This is a genomic window from Bradyrhizobium erythrophlei, assembly GCF_900129425.1.
Taxonomy (GTDB): Bacteria; Pseudomonadota; Alphaproteobacteria; order Rhizobiales; family Xanthobacteraceae; genus Bradyrhizobium; species Bradyrhizobium erythrophlei_C.
Window position 1 is genome coordinate 5,010,403 of record NZ_LT670817.1, and the last position, 19,625, is coordinate 5,030,027.

Sequence of the window (19,625 nt, forward strand, 5' to 3'; positions counted from 1 at the left end):
CCGGCGGTAACGACAGCGGATAGCAAGAGGAACCTGGCTCTAAATGTTCCGAAGGGAACCTTTCGTGGATCGTCGTTGCGACCGATCAACCAAGTCATGCCCCCCGGAGACGGCTTAACATCGATTGCCATAGCCATGCCCTCGCAGGCGGCGAAGCAAAATCAGCCTGCTTGCTCCGCGCAACAGGACAATAAAAAGCCGCGCGGGCATTACACCGCACGGCTCCCGACGCGACTGCCGATTGTGCGGTTCCGCCGCTGGTGCATCAATCGACGAAGCCGGAAATGGTTGCATCCAAATGCAATAATATTGGTGAGCGGTGGCGATCCCGGTCCGGTCGGGAACCGAGGGGATAGCCATGCGCCGATGCGGCCGCTAAAGTTGTCCGCCCACACCGCAAGCGGCAGCCGCGGTCATCCAAGGCAGCGCCACGAGCGGCGCATAGGCAGCCAAAGGGGAGAGCGACGATGCCGATAGTCACCTGGGACCATATTCACCTGCGCAGCCCCGATCCCGAGGCGACTGCGGCCTGGCTGGAGGATATCCTCGGCGGCGTCATCATCCGCGGCACCGGGCGCATCGACGTCAAGCTCGGCGGCGCCAATGTGTTCATCGCGCCGGTCGCGGCCGGCGACGGCGTCAATGCGCCGCCGGTGACACCCTACGAGGGGCTCGATCATTTCGGATTGGCGGTGAAGGATATCGACGCGGTGGCCGCCGAGATCAAGGCCAAGGGTGTCGAGTTCACCAGGGAGCCGACCACGATTCGGCCGGGCGTCCGCATCTGCTTTATTCGCGGGCCGCAGGGCATCTCGGTCGAACTCCTGGAGCGCGACAAGAAATACACGTGACCACCGCGTCGGCCGGGTCATGCTGCCCGGCATGAAGCATCGGACGGTCGGCCCGAGATACCGCGTGTCGGCCACCCCGAGGTTCGTCCGACCGGTTCGGTTCGGTTCGGATCGGATATCAAGGCTTCTCGCCGGGCACATCGACCCGCTCGCCATTGATACGCACAAGGTAGTGTCCGTTACCGGACTCACAGTCGACATCGCCGACCGCGGTGCCGCCGGCGTCGCAGATTTGGGCCAAGCTCAGTGCCCGCGGGGAACCTGACGGCGTTGACGCTGTGTGCCGCGCTTTGGCATAACAGCATACCGCCCCCCCCCTGGGGCGGACGTCGCAACCGGCCACATCATGAAGAACGGTCTGTATTCGATCCATGTCAGCCTGCAGGATGGCCGATCCGGCAAAGGCAGCGGCGTGATCATGTTCCGGGATGGCAAGATCGTCGGTGGCGACGCCTATCTGTTTTACACCGGCAGCTATACGGCCAGGGGCGATACCTTCAAGGGCGAGGTCCTGGTCCAGCGCCACACCAGCAGTCCCGATGCCAATCCACTGTTCGGAGGGCCTAGCCCGGTCGGAATCGGCGTCTTCGGCACCTTCACTGACACCGCGGCTGTCATGGATGGCACGGCGCTGGTCGGCAAAGCCAGCCAGATCTTCAAGGCGACGCTGCGCAAACTGGCCGAGGTCGAATAGCGCGTCCTCCGCCTTACTCGGCGGCCTGCTTGAGCGGCGCCACCCGGGGCAGGATCATCTGGATTCGGGTGCCTCCACCGGGTTGGGAATCCAGATCGAGCCGGCCGCCAAGGCGATTGGTCACGATGCTGTAGACGATGTGCAGGCCGAGCCCGGTGCCGCCCTGATCGCGCCGTGTCGTGAAGAACGGATCGAACGCGCGGCGCCGGACGTCGAGGCTCATGCCGCAGCCGTTGTCGGAGAAAATGATCTCGACATTGTCCTTGCCGGCCTCCCGCACCTGAATATCGACCGCGCCGGGCTTGCCGTCGGGAAAGGCGTGCGCCACCGCATTGAGGAACAGGTTGGTCAGCACCTGTCCGTAGGGCCCGGGATAGCTGTTCATGGTGAGATTGGGCTGGCAGTCGACGTTGAGCGCGAGGTTATGCTTCCGCAGCCCCGGCCGCAGGCTCATCACGACCTGCTCGGTCAGATCGCCGAGGTCGAACGTACGCTGATCCGAATAGTTCCGGTCGGCGGCCACCTGCTTGAACGAGGTGATCAGTTCGGCCGCGCGATTGAGATTGGCCACCAACTGCGAGGAGGCATCGCGGCTGGTTGCTAGAAATTCGTTCAGAGCGGATCGCCGGAGGTCGCCGCGCGCGACCTCGGCGGCGAACAGCGCCGTCTTGCGTTCCAGCGACGAGGCAACCGTCAGGCTGATGCCGACGGGGTTGTTGACTTCGTGGGCGACACCGGCCACCAGCCGCCCGAGCGCGGCAAGCTTTTCCGCCTCGATCAGTGAATTCTGGGTCTCCCGCAGATTGCGCAACGCAGCTTCGGCGGCGTCCTTGGCCTTGCGCATCTCCAGTTCGCCGCGTTTGCGCTCGCCGATGTCGAGTCCGACGGTGACGATATTTTCGATCTCGCCGTCGGCGTCGAGCAGCGGCAGCTTGTTCACCAGCCATTGCCGCAAATTGCCGGAGGAATCCGGATATTCCTCCTCATAGAACCCGAGCTCCCTGCCCCCCTCGAGCACCCGCCTGTCGTTCTCGTCGGTTTTTCGCGCGCCGTAGCGCGACATCAGGTCGGTGGTGGTGCGGCCGATCGCGTCCGCCGGCTCGATGCCGAAAATCCCGGCCATGTAACGGTTCATCAGAATATAGCGGAGCTGCCTGTCCTTGACGTTGATCACGGCGGGAACAGTGTCGATCACCTGCTGCAGCCGCCGCCGGCCTTCGGCGATCGCGTCTTCGGCGCGCTTCTGATCGGTGATGTCGCGTACCGTCCCTTCGTAGCGGACGACTTCGCCAGCTTCGTCGCGCACCACAGTGGCGCTGTCGGAGAGCCAGAGGACCGTGCCGTCGCGCGAGCGCACCTGATATTCGAACTCGCGCACCATGCCGTCGCGCTCCATCAGTAACTTGTATTGCACGCGCGCCGCCGGATGAACGTAAATCGTCTCCGTGATGTTCCCGATGCCGTTGATCAGATCTTCCGGCGTATCGTACCCCATCATCCGTGCCAGCGCCGGATTGGCGTTGAGAAGCGCGCCGCCCGGCGTCGTAACGTAGATCCCGTCGACCGATCCTTCGAACAGCTTGCGATAGCTTTCCTCGGCCAGCCGCTGCTCGGCCAGCGCGTGGACCGCCGCTTCGCGCGCGGCGTCGGCGTCGACCAGCGTGCGGCGGAACACCTCGGCGGCACGGGCGATATCGCCGATTTCGTTCCTCACATCGGTGGCCGGGATCGAGGTGTGCTTCTCGCCGCCGGCGAGCGAGCGGATCGCGCCGGCGATCGCCTTGAGCGGACGAACGGTACGGCGCACCACGAACAGCGCCGCGGCGAGGCCGATCAGAACGCCCAGAATTCCGAGGAGGATGCTCTGCCACTTGTCGTGGGAAAGCGTTCTGGCAAAATCGTTGGAGAGCACGCGGCCCCTGCTCGCACTCAGGTCCCGCAACAAATCGGTGACCCGGCCGATCAGCCGGCCCTCGGTGCCCAGCACTTCCTTGTCGAGTCTGGCGATCTCGCTTTCGGTGTCAGAGATCGAAATGATCGCGTCAGCATAGGCGTCGGCCGCGGAGCGCAGCGCCGGATCGTCGATCGACAGCGCCCGCATGCGCTGCGCCGATTGTCCGGCAGCCGTGGGATCGTGCGCCAGCAGCGTCTCGGCGATCTGGTTTTGCGCCCGAAACAGATTGCGCGCGGTGAGCCGGTCCGGGACCGCGGCGACCGCCGATTCGAGGCGTGCGCGCACCGGCGGCAAGGCCGCGACCAGGTCCGCGCGGTGCGCGATCAAAGCGGTGACGCGCTCGATACCATCGCGGTAGTTCTGCAGCCGGGCGGAGACGCCGTCGATCATTTTCTGCTGCTCGGGAGCAAGCTCGAGCCGGGTCTTTTTCAAGAGCTCGTTCAGCGACGAAGCCGCCTCCCAGACCTGATTGGACGGCGCCGCCGGATCGGTCACGAAGTCGCGTGCCGCGAGCCTGAGCTCGTTCATGCGCCGGTCGATCTCCTCCGCCACGTCGCCGAGGCGCTCGAGATGCTGCAACTCGGCAAAGGTGGTATCGATGTGGCGGATCGAGACAACGCTGGCGACGCTGGTCATCACGATCATCGCCAGCAGCAGCATAAAGCTGGCAAAGGTCAGCTGACCGATCGAAAGTGAGAACGACCGTATCCGTTGGACGATGGCAGCAAAGGGCATGGTGATCGGGACCGGCTCCGGGCAATACACTTTTATACGCTGGAATCCGCCCCTAGGGGAACATGCCAGCCCCCTCGGGCCGGCAGCAAGAGCGGGACAAGGCCAATTTCAGACGTGCGTTCGCGCCCCCGCGGCGCGATACGCCCGAGTTGTGCAGGAAACTTTCGCCCTGAAAACAGAGGGCGTGGGGAATGCCGGGCGCCCGATGCACCCGCAGCCTCGTGTGCGCTATTGGTAGCAAGTATGCACACGAGTATTCACAGCGAGCCATCGGAAATCACCCGACATTCCCGCACGCAATGGTTTACGGCTTATACCGTGCTCTCCCCGGTGATCGGCTTTCTTGCCACCGTCGTTACGCGGATTAATCCGCAAACTTGACGCCAGCGTCGGGGCGTCAGGACCACACGTCTTCGCCGTCCGCTGCAAGCAACGCCCGTCAAGCGCGCCGCCGCGTCCACCGCATCCCGCCCCGCGTCCGTGACGTCGCGAGCCGCCCCTCTGAGTGGGACGGGACGGCGAGGGATATATTGCTGATTTGGGTCAGGCCGCAAGCAATATTTCTGAAATTCAGAAATTATTTTTGGGGGGCCCTGGGAGGATGAGGGCCTTGAACCGACTATTTGACCCGAAGCACATCACGGCCTGCTCAACCGCTTCCCGAATGATGAGTTCAAAGATAACATACGTCCCAAGCTTAATAATCCCTGATGAGGTCGGCTCGTGCATGCAATGCTGTTGCGCATCCAGGCCCTGCTGCTTCCGGTCAAGACCCTGGTGCTGAGCGGACATTGAGTCCGGTTGAGCGGTGCTCGTAGTTGCGTGCGGCGATGAGATTTACCGGCTGCATCCTTGTATCGAGGAAGGCGCGCGGGATGTTTACATTTCGAACCTCGATCACCTTCGGAGTGATGGCGTTCATCGTCGCTCTAGCCGCGCTGCTGATCGCCATTCAGGTCCGGTCTCTTCGTTTGGCCACGCGGGAAGCTGCGTCTGCCTATATGGACGCGACCAGTACGAAGGCCTTCGGACGCCTTCAGACCGAGATAACCGCCCTGGCTTCGTTGGTGAATGTGCTGGCGACCAGTTCCACTGTGGCCGATTCAAATGAGAGAACCGAGAGCGGCCCTGCGATCCCGCTATTCAAAGCCGTACTGCAGGAATTGCCCCAAATAGACAGTGTGTATGCCGGTTTCGAAAACGGCGCCTGGTTGCAGGTTCGGCGCATTAGCGAACTCAACGATGAACAGCGCGGGAGGTTGCGTGCGACGCCTGGTGCCGACATTGCGATTAATTTGATCCGCCCCACCCCCGATGGCGAACTGCCCATGCGACGAATTTTTGACGATCAGCAGGGCGACGAAGTCGGACAACTTGATCTATGGAAATATGGATACGACCCGCGCGAGCGATTCTGGTATCGCGAGACGATGAAAGCCGACCGATCGCTGGTCTCATCGCCTTATCTTGCGTTCAGCATCGGCGCACCGGTGATCACGGTTAGCGCACCCTTGCGAGGCAAAGTGCCCGGCGTCATTGCCGCCGATCTCAAGCTCGACACCTTCAGCGATTTCGTCCAGGCGCAACGGCCTGGAGAGCACGGGATCGTCGTGATTTTCGACTCGACTGGCGCGCTTATAGCCCACCCGAATTTTGCACAGTTCGTGGTCGATGAGATGACACATCCATCCCGACCGCAATTGCCAAACATCAAGGAGATCAACTCCGGGATCGTGGCGGCAGTCTTGCGAAGGTCGCATGGTCGCGACCACTACGACGGAAGTATCCGTGACGACCAAGGGCGGGACTATCTGTTCAGGGTGGCGAAATTCACGCTGGGCGAGCAATACAACGCCAACATATTGTTGCTGGCGGCCCAAGACGACTTTGTCCAAGATGTTCGGAGGGTCCAGTTCACCGGACTAATCCTCGCAATTATTGGCGGTGCTGCCTTTATTCCGGTCGTTTGGATATTTGGTAGCGGAATGTCTCGATCGTTGAAAACCTTAACGGCTGAGGCAATTAAACTCCAGATGCTGGCTGAGCCCGCCCCCTCGCCGTTCGCATCACACATCAAGGAAATTCACGAGCTTGGCAGTGCGATGAAGCTCGCACAGCGCGCCATATGGTCGTTCGCCCACTTTGTCCCTAAGGAACTCGTCCAGCGGGTCATCGATAATTCCATCTCCACAGAACTTGGCGGAGTCCGAGAGGAGATCACCGTCGTTTTCACCGACGTCCGGGATTTTACGACGATCGCCGAGTCCGCCGACCCCGACCTTCTCATGCACCAAACGTCGCGCTATTTCTCCGCGCTTACAGAGGCTTTCCTCGCTGAAGGCGGAACAATCGACAAGTTCATTGGTGACGCCGTGATGGTGTTCTGGAACGCACCCAATCCACAGCTTGACCACGTCGAGCGAGCTTGCCGGGCAGCTCTTGCGGGCAGACTGGCGAGCGAAAAGCTCAATTCCGAATTTGAAACTGAGGGTCTGAAGCCATTCTTCACGCGGTTTGGCATTCATGTCGGGGAAGCCGTCGTCGGCAACCTCGGCTCGACCGAGCGCATGAACTACACTGCTCTTGGCAATACGGTAAACCTGGCAGCGCGCCTTGAAGGCCTGAACAAGCAGTTTGGGACCGCCATCCTCGTGAGCGAAGCCGTCCATTTGCGGGTTCAGCACTGCTTCCAGTTCAGAGCCTTCGAGGCGGTCATTGCCAAGGGAATGACCAGGGAAACCCGCATTTTCGAACTCGTCGGGGCATCGACATGAAGTCAGCTTCGGTCCTGCGAAGTATCGTCCTGGGATTGCTCGTTCTGCAACTCGTGCTCGTCGTTCCAGCGGCTCGCGCAGGCGAGGATACCATCAAGATCGGTATTCTGCATTCTCTGTCCGGCACCATGGCGATCAGCGAATCGGTACTTAAGGACACGGTTCTCATGCTGATAGAAGACCAGAACAAGAAAGGTGGGCTGCTCGGACGGAAACTGGAACCGATCATCGTTGATCCCGCGTCCAATTGGGACGTCTTTGCCGAAAAAGCCCGGGAGCTGCTCACGAAGGAAAAGGTCGCGGTCGTGTTCGGCTGCTGGACCTCCGCCTCCCGCAAATCCGTGCTGCCCATCTTCGAGCAACTGAACGGCCTGCTCTTCTACCCGGTGCAATATGAGGGTGAAGAGAGCTCGCGCAACGTTTTCTACACGGGAGCCTCGCCCAACCAGCAGGCAATTCCGGCCGTACGATATCTGATGAGCAAGCAAGGAGGCGAAGTTCGCAGATGGGTTCTGCTCGGCACTGACTACGTCTATCCGCGCACGACCAATCGGATCCTGAACGCGTATCTCACCGCAGAGGGGGTATCGCCAGACGACATTACGACGATTTATACGCCGTTCGGCTATTCCGACTGGCGAGGGATCGTCGAGCGGATCAAAGCCTTCGGTTCGGAGGGAAAAAAGACAGCCGTGATTTCAACCATTAACGGCGATGCGAATACGTACTTCTACAGGGAACTCGCAGCCCAAAAGGTCGACGCTGGCGTCATTCCTGTCATGGCCTTCTCGATCGGCGAGCGCGAATTGTTCGGCCTGGACACCACTCCCCTCATCGGGCACCTAGCGGCCTGGAATTACTTCCAGTCGATCAAGTCACCAGAAAACGAAGCGTTCATCAAAATGTGGGAGGACTTCAACGCGGAACGGGACAGAACCACAAATGACCCGATGGAAGCCACCTTCATTGGCTTCAGGATGTGGGCGCAAGCCGTTGTCCAAGCGGGCACCATCGACGTAGATGCAGTCCGGCAGGCCATGTACGGCCAAAGAATCAAGGCGCCGAGCGGCTTCGAGGTTGTGATGAACACTAATCATCATCTTTCCAAGCCAGTCATGATAGGCAAAATAAATTCTTCCGGAACCTTTGATGTCGTTTGGCAGTCGATGAGCGCGGTCAGGGCCGACGCGTGGAGCAAATATATTCCGGACAGCGCCAGGCGCACCGCGGATTGGACCTTTCCCTGGGTATGCGGAGGTTGCATCGAACCGACCTTCAAGGATTGGTGAAAGCCCTTTTGAAAAGTCGGGTTGGCGCTCAAATGACTTCGATGGGCGGCGAAGCTGTTACGCCAGTGTGCTGTTGAAGGGTATGACGAGAACGTCACAGCGCGCCGACTTCAAACACCTCGCCGTCGTAGCCAGCCTCCAGCGGGATCCGCAGTTGACGGCCGCCATTGAGTTTCGTCATGACCGGCATCACGGTGACGATCGCCTTGCCTTTGCTGTCATCCAATGCGGCCTTCACGCTTGGCTGCTTGCCGAGCCTGATCAGGTTGCGCGTGGTCGGAAACGGCAATTTGAACCGTCCGCTCTCGCCACCAGCCAGCGCTTCGCGCGGCGATGCCCAAATCGAGTCCGTGGATTCCTTGCCGTCGTGGGCACCGGCCTGTTCCGGCGGTGCCGCGGCGACAAAGAACCAGGTGTCGAACCGCTTCGGCATCCCCTCGGGCGTGATCCAGTGTGCATAGGGCACGAGTTCGTCGAGCGCCAGCAGCATGCCATTGTCGGTGAGGACTTTTAGAAAGGTGGTCTTGCCTTCGCACAGGGCAGCGCGATGGGCAGCTTCGATCTGACTTGCGCGCTTGGCGTCGACCAGGGCTGTCGATCCGCGGGGGCGCGCAAGCAGGATACCGCTTTCCTCAAACGTTTCGCGGATCGCGGCGATCCGAAAGCTTAAAGCGCCGGCCTCAAGCCCCTCGCCGCCGGAATAGAGCTCGGGGCTGGCGATGATGTCCTTGTCGCCCTTGTCGACACTGCCGCCGGGAAACACCAGCGCGCCCGAGTTAAAATCGATCTCATAATGGCGCACCATCATGAAGACCTCGATTTCGCCCGCGGCGCTGTCGCGCAGCAAAAGGATGGTGGATGCAGGGCGCGGTGCGACGGCTTCGGCGGGCATAGTCAATCTACTCCTGATCTCTCCTCGTGGTTCGAGACGCGCGAAGACGCGCTCCTCACCACGAGGGCCCCTCATCCCGAGGAGCGGCCTCTTGGCCGCGTCTCGAACGATGAGAAATATATAGGCTCATGGTTCGAGACGGCGCAAAAGGCGCCTCCTCACCATGAGGGTTCCTCATCCTGAGGAGCGGCCTCTTGGCCGCGTCTCGAAGGATGAGAACTATATTGGCTCACGGTTCGAGACGGCGCAAAAGGCGCCTCCTCACCATGAGGGTTCCTCATCCTGAGGAGCGGCCTCTTGGCCGCGTCTCGAAGGATGAGAAATACGGGCTCTCATGGTTCGAGACGGCGCAAGTGCGCCTCCTCACCATGAGGATCGGACTACTCTGCCGCGCTGGATTGCGGCTGCAAATTGGCGCGCTTGTCGACCCGCGCCACCCGTGACAGCAGGTAATCCACTTCGGCCCTCGCGGCCGCGGTCATGCTTGAACCCGGCTTGCGCTGCGCGCCCGAGGCGATCACGCCGCGCTTTTGCAGCACGTATTTGCGCACGGCGAGGCCCGCGCCGGGCTGTTGCTCGTAGCGGATCAGCGGCAGATGCGCATCGAACAGATCATGCGCGGCATCGCGCTTGCCTGCTTTGGACAATTTCACCACGTCGATCAGCAATTCCGGGAAGGCATAGCCGGTCATGGCGCCGTCGGCGCCGCGCTCCATTTCGAAATCGAGAAACAGTCCGCCATTGCCTGTCAGGATCGACAACGGCCGCAGCGAGCCGTCCTTCTGGAAGCCGCGTAGCGCGGAAATCTTTTCCAGTCCCGGCCAGTCCTCGTGCTTGAGCATCACGCAGGACGGGCTGTCCATCACGATTCTGCGGATCACGGCCGGCGTGAATACCACCGACAACGTCAGCGGATAGTCCTGCAGCACCCAGGGAATGTCGTCGCCGACCGCTTCCACCGCCTGCTTGAAGTAGCCGATGATCTGATCGTCAGTGCGCAAGTACGGCGGCGGCGCGATCATGACCCCGGCGGCGCCGGCATCCATCGAGGCGCGCGCCAGCGAGCGCATCGCCGCAAATCCCGGCGCGGAAACGCCGACGATGATCTGCATGTTTTTCGCGCGCTTGACGAAGCGTTTTGCCACCTCCTCTGCTTCCGAGGCTTCCAGCTTCGGCGCTTCGCCCAAAATGCCGAGCACGGTGACGCCGTCGCAGCCGACCTCGGCGTAGAAGTCGGTCAGCCGGTCGATCGATTTTTCGTCGATGCGGCCATCGTCGTGGAACGGCGTCGGCGCGATCGCGAAGGTGCCTGCGGCCTGGTGGGTGAGTTTTGTCATTTGGTGCCTCTGTTCGCTGTGGTCATTCCGGGGCACGCGAAGCGTGAACCCGGAATCTCGAGATTCCGGGTTCGATGCTGCGCATCGCCCCGGAATGACGTTTCCCTCAAAACCTTCTTGCGCCCATCTTGATCTCTTCCTCGGAGAAGAAAATCTCCTTGGCGTGTTCGACGATATCCTGCGCCTGCCAGCCCTGATGGGGCGGCTTCCAGCCGGGCTTTTCCATCATCCGCATCTCGCGCACGCCGCGTGGGCCGGAGACGCCGAGGATCTTCCCAGTCTGGTCACCCGACAAATCGCTGACCATGTATAGCACGGCCGGCGCGATGCCATCGGGTCCCAGTGCGGCGCCGGGATTCTCGATATAGCGCGGCAGATCCGATGTCATCCGGGTCAGCGCGCCCGGTGCCAGGCACCACAGGCGGATATTGTATTTGCGGCCCTCGATCGCCAGCACGTTGGTCAGGCCGAAAATGCCGCCCTTGGCCGCGCCGTAATTGGTCTGGCCGAAATTGCCGATCAGGCCCGAGGTCGATGACGTATTGACGATGACGCCGCCGCCATTCTCGCGCATCCAGCGGAACACCGGCTGGGTGACGCAGAAAGTACCCTTCAGATGCACCTTCAAGACCTTGTCCCAGGCGGCCTCGGTGGCCTTGGCAAAGGTCTGGTCGAGCAGGATGCCGGCATTGTTGACGAGGATGTCGGCGCGGCCGAAATGCTTGATGGCATCGTCGAACACCGACTGCCCGCCGGCCATGGTCGAAATATCGGCGCCGTTGGCGACCGCGCGGCCGCCCTCGGCCTTGATCACATCGACCACCTGCTGCGCCATCGAAACATCGGCCCCGCTGCCGTCGCGCGGTCCGCCGAGATCGTTGACCACGACCGCCGCGCCCTCGCGCGCGAACAATTTCGCGTAGGCCTCGCCGAGCCCGCCGCCCGCCCCCGTGATCAGCGCCACCTTGCCGTCGAGTAGTCCCATGATGTTGCGCTCCCTCGTGTTTCTCGTGTCCCGGACGCGGTGCAGCGTCCTTCACGCTGCGCCGCAGAGCCGGGACCTATGGCTTCCAGCGATGGGCCCCGGCTCAGCAGCGCACCGCTACGAGCTGCGCTGCGTCCGGGGCACGATAGCTTACCCCAGCACTGTCTTCCCGCTCTTGATGACCGCGACGTTGCGCGCCTTCACTCTGGCTTCGAACGAAATCACATGGCCGTCCTTCCACAAATCCATCGTTACGGTCTCGCCGGGATAGACCGGCGAGGAAAATCGCGCGACGTGCTGCCGGAAGGCGGAGGGATCGTAATCGGCATAGGTCTGCAGAATGCCGCGGCAGCTGATGCCGTAGGTGCACATGCCGTGCAGGATCGGCCGCGGAAACCCGGCGCGTTTGGCGAATTCGGGATCCGAGTGCAGCGGATTGCGGTCGCCGCACAGCCGATAGACCAGCGCCTGATCGGGACGCGTGGGGATATCGATCGATTTGTCCGGCGCGCGGCTCGGCACTGTGTGCGGTTCGGGCTGGCCTTCCGACGGTCCGCCGAAACCGCCGTCGCCGCGCGCAAAACGCGAAGCGACCAGTGTCGCCAGTTCGTCGCCCTTTTCGTCCCGCAACACCGTCTTGTGCCGGATCACGGCGCCCTTGTCCTTGCCCTTGTCGAACACGGCGAGCACGCTGGAATCGGCGGTGATATGCGCGGCGGTCGCGAGAGGCCTATGGAAGGTGATGTCGCGCTCGCCGTCGACTACCATCACGCGATTGAGATTCATTTCGCCGGGCCCGGCTCCCCATGCCGCGACCGAGGCGAAGGTTGGAACCACCTTCAGCGCGCGCGGCGTGGCGACGGCTTCATTGACGAATGCGAGTTCCTTCTCGTCCATGGGGTCGGCGCCCATGCCGATGCCATAGGCGTAGAGCATCACCTCGCGATCGCCATAGGCGTATTTCTGGCCGAAATTTTTCAGCGCCATCAACTCATCGTACTTGATCGGCATCGTGCGATCTTCTCCACCATTTTTCCTGTCGGCGCCCGCTGCGTCGCCCTCCCCCCTTGTGGGAGAGGGCATCGCGGACGCCAGCCACAAACTCTCTTCGGTGAGGGGTTGTATCAGCGGGCAGTGTTGCCCGCGGATAGAACCCCTCATCCGGCAGCCTTCGGCTGCCACCTTCTCCCACAAGGGGAGAAGGAAAAAGATTCACACCGGCGTAAAGAACGGTAGCGGCGCGCCGTCGGTGGTCTTGAATACCACTTTTACCTTCTGGCCGATCCTCAGCTTGGTCATGTCGCAGTCGACGAAATTGGTCAGCAGCGACGGGCCTTCCCTGAGCGTGACATAGCCGATCGCGTAAGGACCTGAGGCGGACTTGCGCATCAGGCTGAACGTATAGATCTCGCCCTCCCCCGAGCTTTCCTCCCACACCGTCTTGTCGGAGAAGCAGAACGGGCAGATCGAGCGCGGAAAGTAATGCGCCTCGCCGCAGGCGGTGCAGCGTTTGATCAGGAATTTGCCCTCGACGGTCGCGTCCCAGAACGGTTTTGTTTCCGGGTTGCCTTGCGGGGCCGGATATTTCACGGTCGAGTCCATCACACGCGCTCCAGGATGCAGGTCGATGCGGCGTGGCGGACGCCGAGCAGGCCGCCGGTGCCATGGGCGATGGCCAGATCGCAATTCGGCACCTGCACCTTGGGATGGGCTTCTCCCCGCAGCTGCCGCACCGCTTCGATGATCTTGGTCATGCCGCCGCGGTTGACGGGGTGGTTGTTGCAGAGGCCACCGCCGTCGGTGTTGAACGGCAGCTTGCCGACGCCGGAAATCAGGTTGCCGTCGGCGACGAACTTGCCGCCCTCCCCCTTCTTGCAGAAGCCGAGATCCTCAAGCTGCATCAGCACCGTGATGGTGAAGCTGTCGTAGATCGAGGCGTATTTGATGTCCTTCGGCGTCACGCCGGCCTCTTCGAAGGCCCGCGGGCCCGACCACACACCGGCCGAATAGGTCAGATTGAGATCCTTGCCGCCGCGCGGTCCCTTCAGCGCCTCGCCGTGGCCGATCATCCGCACCAGCGGCTTCCTCAGGCTGCGCGCAATCGCTTCCGACGTCACGATCAGCGCGCCGCCGCCGTCGGTGACGACGCAGCAATCCATCCGGTGCAGCGGATCTGAAATCATCGGCGAGTTGAGCACGTCCTCAACAGTGACGACCTCCTTCAGCATCGCATGCGGATTGTATTGCGCGTGATGGGAGGCTGCGACCTTGATCCAGGCCAGCTGCTCGCTGGTGGTGCCGAACTCATGCATGTGACGCATGGCGCACATGCCGTAAATGTTATGCGTGGTGGCGCCGTAGGCGGCCTCGAAATCGAGCTCGGGACCGGTGGCGCGCGGCGGCATGGCGCCGGTGCGCGGCTTGCCGGCCAGCGTGATCAGCGCGACGGAACATTTGCCGGCGGCGATCGCCTCCGCGGCATGGCCGAGATGAACCAGATAGGAGCAGCCGCCGGTATCGGTGGAATCGAAATGTCGGACCTTGAGGCCGAGGTAATCGGCCATCGCCATCACCCCGCCCGGGGCATCGCCGGCGCAGAAATAACCGTCGATATCGGCCTTGGTCAGCCCCGCATCTTCCAGCGCGCCCTTGGCGACCTCGGCATGAAGCTGGGCGGTGGATTTGTCGGGTGCATGCCGGGTCGGATGCTCGTAGATCCCCGCGAGATAGGCCTTGCCCTTGATGCTCAATAGCGCTCTCCGCTGGCGTTTCTTCTCAGCGGTTTTTGTGGCCTGTCGGCGGCGGCTTGGCAAGCGTTCCGGCCATCGAAATCGCAAAGGCCAATCCCGCGACACGGAATGCCCGCCCTCATTCCTGAGGCGCCAACGGGCCGCCACCAATGGTCGTCATCCCCGCGAAAGCGGGGAACCAGTACGCCGCGGCTTATCGATTCAACCGCTGGCGTCTCGGAGTACTGGATCGCCCGCCTTCGCGGGCGATGACGGCTAGAGAGTGTGTGGAACGTCATTGCGAGCGCAGCGAAGCAATCCATTCTTTCTTTTTGTTGCTGCATGGATTGCTTCGCTGCGCTCGCAATGACGGTATGACACACCTTCGCATTCTCGCGGCGCGATGCGTCCGAGGCTTGCCAAAAACATCCGCCCTGAAAACAGAGGGCGTGGGGAATGCCGGGCGCCCGATGCACCCGCAGCCTCGTGTGCGCTATTGGTAGTAAGTATGCACACGAGTATTCACAGCGAGCCATCGGAAAACACCCGACATTCCCGCACGCAATGGTTTACGGCTTATACCGTGCTCTCCCCGGTGATCGGCTTTCTTGTCACCGTCGCTTGCAAAAGATTTGCAAACTTGATGCCGGCGTCGAGGCATCAGGACCACACGTCTTCGCCGTCCGCCGACAAACGCCTTCGTCACAAGCGCTATCAGCGTCCACCGCATCCCGCCCCGCGTCCGTGACGTCGCGAGCCGCCCCTCTGAGTGGGACAGGACGGCTGGGAATATAGACTGATTTGGGTCTTCGGAAAAACAGAATATTTTTGCAAAAGGGGCTGGACACGAAATCGGCAAGCACGCCCGTCGGGCAAATCAGTCCGAAGCCATCGCCCGGAGGGAGTGCAACCCGAAAGCCTGCTATTATATTCGGCCTCGGCAAACAAACCTCATCAATGCTTGTTTAATGCTGCCTTCAGACGAGTGGGGTCCACACGGGTCAGAACGACCGGTTGATCGGGGTGCCCATTGAAGCTTGCGAAATAGAACCGCCCCTCGGGGTCCCACGCAGCATAACCCGTGTGGATGTGGAGATCGCGCAGAGAAGGGTCAAGCTCGGCCAGAGTACACAGCCGTTCGGTCTTTCCGTTTGTTAGATCGAACTCGTACAATGCCGTAAAATCGCTTGGCTGCGGCGACGTGCTCGTGGCGGCGTAAACTTTGCCTTCAGCCGTGACGTCGAATAGCCAGATATAGGTAACTGGCTGGCCGGTCTCGATCTGCCCAAGATACGACCAGGACGGGCCGTCATCATCGAAGCGGTAAACATGGCCTTTGTCGTCCGAGAAGACGCATTGCTTTCCCTCGGCCAAACATTGGCCGACCTCAAGTGCTTGCCCGTCTTGCAGAGGCCAGTCTTTACGCTCGCCAAATCCAGATTCTGGATCATAGTAGTAGACATGTCCGTACACTGATGGATTTTTTGAATTGCTCGCCGTGAAGTAAAGGCGACCTCGAGAGTCCACCCACATGACCCGTCCAGTGTAGACATAAGGTTGGTCATATGAGTCCGGCCTGCCCAGGATGTCCGTTCGGCCACGGGCGACATCGTAGCGGTAGATCTCGCCCGTCGGCACACCCGCGCCGTAGATGACGTTTCGCACGGGGTCTGAAGCGAGCGTCACAACATTGCCGTGGGCCACTGCGCTGCCACCGGGTTCCGAGGCGCTTAAGTCCGTAAAGTTGTTCGAGGCGACATCGTAGGCATACCAGTGGAAGCCGCGTCGGCTCAGGTATCCGTCATCCAGGAGCGACCGATCCATGGTTGCGACGAAGATTTTGCCCCTATGCCAGAGCGGGCGCGTATGGAATTTCTGTGCGGTCTCGCCCGGCATCCAGTTCTTGGCGGCTTCGGAGGCCGACCGAGCATCGCCCACGAACTGAAGTTTACCCGCTCGCCAATTGAGCCGGTACAGGGCCGCATTAGTGACGTGATCCATCCCGGCTATGTAAATATCACCATCGGGTGAGGGCGCGGTGGCGTGCCAACTCTGCGTAGGGTGAAGCCCGTCAGGCGTATCCGGCAAGGTCCACTGCCAAACCCCGTCCAACTTGCCCGGCCGACCGACTTCGGCCTCTCTTATCGAAGAGGAAGGGATCTGGCCGAAACCGTCAGAGCCAAGAATAACAACACCAACGCAGGCAAGGCAGATAAGAGCAAGCTGGCGCATGACAAGTTCCCTGGGGAACGGCATTCGGACAATGTGTGAGTGCGTCTCATAGGCAGTTATGTCATCGCGTGGAAACGGGGATATTTCGAGGCGAAGCCACCAGGAGAAGGGCTCAACCTTCGACGCCGATTGGGGGTCAAACTGCGCGCCGATGCACAACGATTGGAATTGCCATTCGCCTGCCCCTGTTTCTCATTGGCATGGGCCAGGAAAAATACCGCACGTGCCGCCGACATTGGAATCGCGGGGTCGGTCATTGTTGGAATTGCGGTACTGGTCATTGACCATGACCGGTTTGCGGCTTGCCTTGCGGGTATGATGATGTTCCGCTGCAGCGGACGCTTGGATTGACGACGCTGCAATCAGCGCCGAGCAGAGAATTGTGACAAGCGTCTTTCGCATTTTGAGCTCCGCAATGCTGGCGCCCTTTTCCGAAGTCGCTTTTGCCTTTCATTCAGTATTACGTTCTTGCGCGGGTTATTGCGTCCGCCGTTAAAGGCCGCACCAGAGGTCTCCGCGCCTGTCGGAGAGGGCATAAGCAGACATCGTTCAAGACCCAAAGCCACCGCTGATCCACGACGCCTATTTAACCCGTCCCGCAACACGACATGCCGTGTGGGAATTGAAGATTAGCACTTTTGTTGCCTCGCTGTGAGGGCTGTTCGGGATCCCGTCCGTCGCCTCAGAGCATCAGACGGCGTCGGGACCGCTAAGGGTCAAAAGCAGCCATCAAGCTGCAAATGATCGATGTCCGCTTTTCCCAGGGCATCGCGGACATGAGCGGACTTGCTGCTGGCCCGACCGGGCCGCGATTGACCCGGAGCGGTCATCGGCGAACGAGCAGCCCAACACGTCCTCGGCCTGGCCTCACGCCGTGATATTGAGCAGCGCCTTGGTCATTCGGTCATCTGCCTTCATCACCGTTGCATTGGCGGCAAAACTGTAGCTTGCGATGATCTGGCCGACCACCTCCTGGGAGAGGTCGACATTGGGCGCGGCCACGAGGCCGTTCTGGTTGGCGAAGGGGGCCTGCGGATCGGAGACCGCGGTCGTGGACGGCGTGGTCGTCGTGACAGTCGTCTGTGTGCCCCCGCCGGCGCTCGCGGTCTGGAGAAGCTCAAGCGGTGCATAGGCCCGTGGCGCCCCCGCCGGCACCGTGCCATCGGCGTTGGGAAGCGCGCCCGTGCTCATGACATTGGCGACGTTCGAGGCGGAGACCTCGAGGCGGCGGGCCGCCGCGTTCATGCCGGACAGTGCGATTGTCGAGATGCTGCTCATCAAGGGCTCGTCGGACAAATCTTCTCGCCATCACTTAATGCACGCGCTCCATAAGCAAGCTTCAATGTCAGCGGCCGAATTTCAGCGGTCGGGACAACGGATCGTTTACCATTCGGCCGGGGCCGCTAGACGATTATTCCAGCGCGATGAAATCGCTGGCAACGCGGGGAGTCTTTGAAGGGGATCGGGCGAGCGTTTGGGAAGCCGTCATCGTCGATTTATTTCCAGGTGGCCCCGCACGGGGGCATCCGTCCTGCAGCAAGGCATCGCTCAAGGCTGGCATTGGCGCTTTCGGAGCGGGAGGAGATTTCCAGAGGGATTACAGCGCATCGATCAGCCCGATCGATAGCCAAGATGCTGGGCCGCTCGCCTTCGACGGTGAGCCGAGAAATTAGCCGGAATGGCGGCTATGATCGATACCGAGCGGCTCTGGCGGATGACCAGGCCTGGGCCCGAGCCCGCCGTCCGAAACGTTGCAAGTTGGCGACTAATCCCGGGTTGCGACAGGCGGTAACCAGCAAGCTGAGATTAAATTGGGCACCCGAGCAGATAGCCGGCTGGCTTAAGAGAGCCCATCCTGAAGATGAGAATTGTCAGGTGTCACACGAGACGATCTATCGCAGTCTCTTTGTTCAAGCTCGCGGAGTGCTTAAGAAAGAGCTACTTTGCCATCTTCGATCGAAGCGCACGATCCGTCGATCGAAACAGGCAGGTCTTCACGGCGATGGACGGGGACAAATCAAGGATCCCGTCTCGATCCGTCAGCGCCCGGCAGCAGTTGAAGATCGAGCGGTGCCTGGCCATTGGGAAGGCGATCTGCTGTCCGGTTCGAAGAACAGCTATATCGCGACCTTGGTCGAGCGTCATACCCGTTACGTGATGTTAGCAAAGGTGGCCAACAAAGACACCCAATCGGTCGTCTCCGCGCTCATCAAGCAAGCTAGAAAGCTGCCGACCGAACTGTATAAATCGCTAACCTGGGACCGGGGCAAGGAACTTACGGATCATCGACGATTTACGTTGACGACCAACATCGACGTTTATTTTTGCGATCCGCAAAGCCCGTGGCAGCGCGGGTCGAATGAGAACACCAATGGCCTGCTGCGACAATACTTCCCGAAGGGCACCGACTTGTCGGTGCACTCGCAAGCCCACTTGAACAAAGTGGCTCGCCAGCTTAACGAACGGCCGCGTAAGACCATGCAATTTGAAACCCCAGCAGAGAGATTTAACGCCTGTGTTGCATCGACCGGTTGAGCCGGCTACCCAAATGTGACATTCCGAGTCATTCACTGGACGCGAGAGGTTGTCCCAAGTTGAGGTGGCGGGAACCGAACGGCGAGGCCGTTTCTGAATTCGACTGCTTCGTCGACGGCCATAGGCAGGGCGTAATCCGGATTTTACTGGTATTTACGCGCGATCAAATGATCGAGCGATAGCCAACCCGGGCCCCGCGCGATCACGACAAGCAAACAAGTGGCCCACACTCCATGGGTTGGCCAGGCGCCGGGATAGACGAAAATCTCGATCACCACTGTCATGCAAAGCAGCGCCAACGCCGAAAATCGCGTTGCGAGCCCGATAACAAGCAGGATCGGGAAAAAATGCTCGGAAAAGGCCGACACGTAGGCGGCAATCGTAGGATCGATCAGCGGAAGCTGATATTCATTCTCGAAGAGCGAGATAGCGCTGGGCTTGAGGTGCCAGCCTGCAACCTTTGTCTCACCGGACTGCCAGAATACCGCGGCCGGAAAAAAGCGAGCCGCAAGCGCGATGAACCAATCGGGGATGCGACCCAACGCGGCGATCACCCGGTGAATGATCCGTGCCGGAACCGATCCGGAGCGCGCTACAACCGGGAACACGTTGGTCATG

Annotated in this window: 16 protein-coding genes and 1 pseudogene; 5 read left to right on the forward strand and 12 right to left on the reverse strand. The window is 60.9% G+C overall.

All coding sequences use genetic code 11. The features are described from left to right. Positions 1-467 precede the first annotated feature (467 nt). Complete coding sequence (locus tag B5527_RS24015) at positions 468-851, forward strand: VOC family protein (protein WP_079603755.1); 384 nt, start codon at positions 468-470, stop codon at positions 849-851. Positions 852-969: 118 nt separating this feature from the next. Here B5527_RS24015 and B5527_RS47800 read toward each other — a convergent pair whose 3' ends face one another. Then, positions 970-1,092: a hypothetical protein gene (locus B5527_RS47800; RefSeq protein ID WP_425305020.1), complete on the reverse strand. Its 123-nt coding sequence runs from the start codon at positions 1,090-1,092 to the stop codon at positions 970-972. Between the two features lie 105 nt (positions 1,093-1,197). On the opposite strand from B5527_RS47800, the gene B5527_RS24025 reads away from it, so the two are divergent. Beyond that, positions 1,198-1,545, forward strand: coding sequence for a GrlR family regulatory protein (locus B5527_RS24025; protein ID WP_079603757.1), 348 nt, complete (start codon positions 1,198-1,200; stop codon positions 1,543-1,545). Positions 1,546-1,558: 13 nt separating this feature from the next. Here the strand turns inward: B5527_RS24025 and B5527_RS24030 are convergent, their stop codons facing one another. After that, positions 1,559-4,234, reverse strand: coding sequence for a PAS domain S-box protein (locus tag B5527_RS24030; RefSeq protein WP_079603758.1), 2,676 nt, complete (start codon positions 4,232-4,234; stop codon positions 1,559-1,561). Between the two features lie 875 nt (positions 4,235-5,109). On the opposite strand from B5527_RS24030, the gene B5527_RS24040 reads away from it, so the two are divergent. Together B5527_RS24040 and urtA are read left to right on the forward strand one after the other, a co-directional pair. Further along, on the forward strand, positions 5,110-7,008 hold the full coding sequence (locus tag B5527_RS24040; protein ID WP_154072489.1) for an adenylate/guanylate cyclase domain-containing protein: 1,899 nt from the start codon (positions 5,110-5,112) through the stop codon (positions 7,006-7,008). Then, positions 7,005-8,297 carry an urea ABC transporter substrate-binding protein gene (urtA, locus tag B5527_RS24045; RefSeq protein WP_079603761.1) on the forward strand — a complete coding sequence of 431 codons (1,293 nt, stop codon included), beginning with the start codon at positions 7,005-7,007 and terminating at the stop codon, positions 8,295-8,297. The genes B5527_RS24040 and urtA overlap by 4 nt, the downstream gene beginning before the upstream one ends. A gap of 94 nt (positions 8,298-8,391) precedes the next feature. Here urtA and B5527_RS24050 read toward each other — a convergent pair whose 3' ends face one another. The 9 genes from B5527_RS24050 to B5527_RS24090 form a co-directional block, all read right to left on the reverse strand. Then, positions 8,392-9,189, reverse strand: coding sequence for an NUDIX hydrolase (locus B5527_RS24050; protein ID WP_079603762.1), 798 nt, complete (start codon positions 9,187-9,189; stop codon positions 8,392-8,394). A 380-nt stretch (positions 9,190-9,569) separates the two neighbouring features. Continuing rightward, on the reverse strand, positions 9,570-10,526 hold the full coding sequence (locus B5527_RS24055) for a dihydrodipicolinate synthase family protein (RefSeq protein WP_079603763.1): 957 nt from the start codon (positions 10,524-10,526) through the stop codon (positions 9,570-9,572). A 106-nt stretch (positions 10,527-10,632) separates the two neighbouring features. Beyond that, positions 10,633-11,511: an SDR family oxidoreductase gene (locus B5527_RS24060; protein ID WP_079603764.1), complete on the reverse strand. Its 879-nt coding sequence runs from the start codon at positions 11,509-11,511 to the stop codon at positions 10,633-10,635. 150 nt (positions 11,512-11,661) lie between these two features. Further along, positions 11,662-12,522: a MaoC family dehydratase gene (locus B5527_RS24065; RefSeq protein WP_079603765.1), complete on the reverse strand. Its 861-nt coding sequence runs from the start codon at positions 12,520-12,522 to the stop codon at positions 11,662-11,664. 201 nt (positions 12,523-12,723) lie between these two features. Then, entirely contained in the window at positions 12,724-13,113 is a 390-nt protein-coding gene (locus B5527_RS24070; RefSeq protein ID WP_079603766.1) for a Zn-ribbon domain-containing OB-fold protein, read from the reverse strand. Further along, positions 13,113-14,261, reverse strand: coding sequence for a thiolase domain-containing protein (locus B5527_RS24075; protein ID WP_079603767.1), 1,149 nt, complete (start codon positions 14,259-14,261; stop codon positions 13,113-13,115). Before B5527_RS24075 ends, B5527_RS24070 begins: the two co-directional genes overlap by 1 nt. A gap of 933 nt (positions 14,262-15,194) precedes the next feature. Continuing rightward, positions 15,195-16,472 carry a hypothetical protein gene (locus B5527_RS24080; protein WP_154072490.1) on the reverse strand — a complete coding sequence of 426 codons (1,278 nt, stop codon included), beginning with the start codon at positions 16,470-16,472 and terminating at the stop codon, positions 15,195-15,197. A 192-nt stretch (positions 16,473-16,664) separates the two neighbouring features. After that, positions 16,665-16,874, reverse strand: a complete 210-nt coding sequence (locus B5527_RS24085) for a hypothetical protein (RefSeq protein WP_079603769.1) — start codon at positions 16,872-16,874, stop codon at positions 16,665-16,667. A gap of 465 nt (positions 16,875-17,339) precedes the next feature. Then, positions 17,340-17,750, reverse strand: a complete 411-nt coding sequence (locus B5527_RS24090; protein ID WP_079603770.1) for a flagellar basal body rod protein FlgC — start codon at positions 17,748-17,750, stop codon at positions 17,340-17,342. A 150-nt stretch (positions 17,751-17,900) separates the two neighbouring features. Between B5527_RS24090 and B5527_RS24095 the strand changes: the two are divergent. Then, positions 17,901-19,007: pseudogene (locus tag B5527_RS24095) on the forward strand (IS30 family transposase); the annotation flags it as partial. 143 nt (positions 19,008-19,150) lie between these two features. On the opposite strand, the gene B5527_RS24100 reads toward B5527_RS24095, so the two are convergent. Beyond that, positions 19,151-19,624: a DoxX family protein gene (locus B5527_RS24100; RefSeq protein WP_079603771.1), complete on the reverse strand. Its 474-nt coding sequence runs from the start codon at positions 19,622-19,624 to the stop codon at positions 19,151-19,153. Between the last annotated feature and the right edge of the window lies 1 nt (position 19,625).

Excerpts from the sequence above, each read along its gene's own strand:
- B5527_RS24015 (WP_079603755.1), top strand. The coding sequence starts at position 468 with ATGCCGATAGTCACCTGGGACCATATTCACCTGCGCAGCCCCGATCCC.
- B5527_RS24025 (WP_079603757.1), top strand. The coding sequence starts at position 1,198 with ATGAAGAACGGTCTGTATTCGATCCATGTCAGCCTGCAGGATGGCCGA.
- B5527_RS24030 (WP_079603758.1), bottom strand. The coding sequence starts at position 4,234 with ATGCCCTTTGCTGCCATCGTCCAACGGATACGGTCGTTCTCACTTTCG.
- B5527_RS24040 (WP_154072489.1), top strand. The coding sequence starts at position 5,110 with ATGTTTACATTTCGAACCTCGATCACCTTCGGAGTGATGGCGTTCATC.
- urtA (WP_079603761.1), top strand. The coding sequence starts at position 7,005 with ATGAAGTCAGCTTCGGTCCTGCGAAGTATCGTCCTGGGATTGCTCGTT.
- B5527_RS24050 (WP_079603762.1), bottom strand. The coding sequence starts at position 9,189 with ATGCCCGCCGAAGCCGTCGCACCGCGCCCTGCATCCACCATCCTTTTG.
- B5527_RS24055 (WP_079603763.1), bottom strand. The coding sequence starts at position 10,526 with ATGACAAAACTCACCCACCAGGCCGCAGGCACCTTCGCGATCGCGCCG.
- B5527_RS24060 (WP_079603764.1), bottom strand. The coding sequence starts at position 11,511 with ATGGGACTACTCGACGGCAAGGTGGCGCTGATCACGGGGGCGGGCGGC.
- B5527_RS24065 (WP_079603765.1), bottom strand. The coding sequence starts at position 12,522 with ATGCCGATCAAGTACGATGAGTTGATGGCGCTGAAAAATTTCGGCCAG.
- B5527_RS24070 (WP_079603766.1), bottom strand. The coding sequence starts at position 13,113 with ATGGACTCGACCGTGAAATATCCGGCCCCGCAAGGCAACCCGGAAACA.
- B5527_RS24080 (WP_154072490.1), bottom strand. The coding sequence starts at position 16,472 with ATGCGCCAGCTTGCTCTTATCTGCCTTGCCTGCGTTGGTGTTGTTATT.
- B5527_RS24085 (WP_079603769.1), bottom strand. The coding sequence starts at position 16,874 with ATGCGAAAGACGCTTGTCACAATTCTCTGCTCGGCGCTGATTGCAGCG.
- B5527_RS24090 (WP_079603770.1), bottom strand. The coding sequence starts at position 17,750 with ATGAGCAGCATCTCGACAATCGCACTGTCCGGCATGAACGCGGCGGCC.
- B5527_RS24100 (WP_079603771.1), bottom strand. The coding sequence starts at position 19,624 with ATGACCAACGTGTTCCCGGTTGTAGCGCGCTCCGGATCGGTTCCGGCA.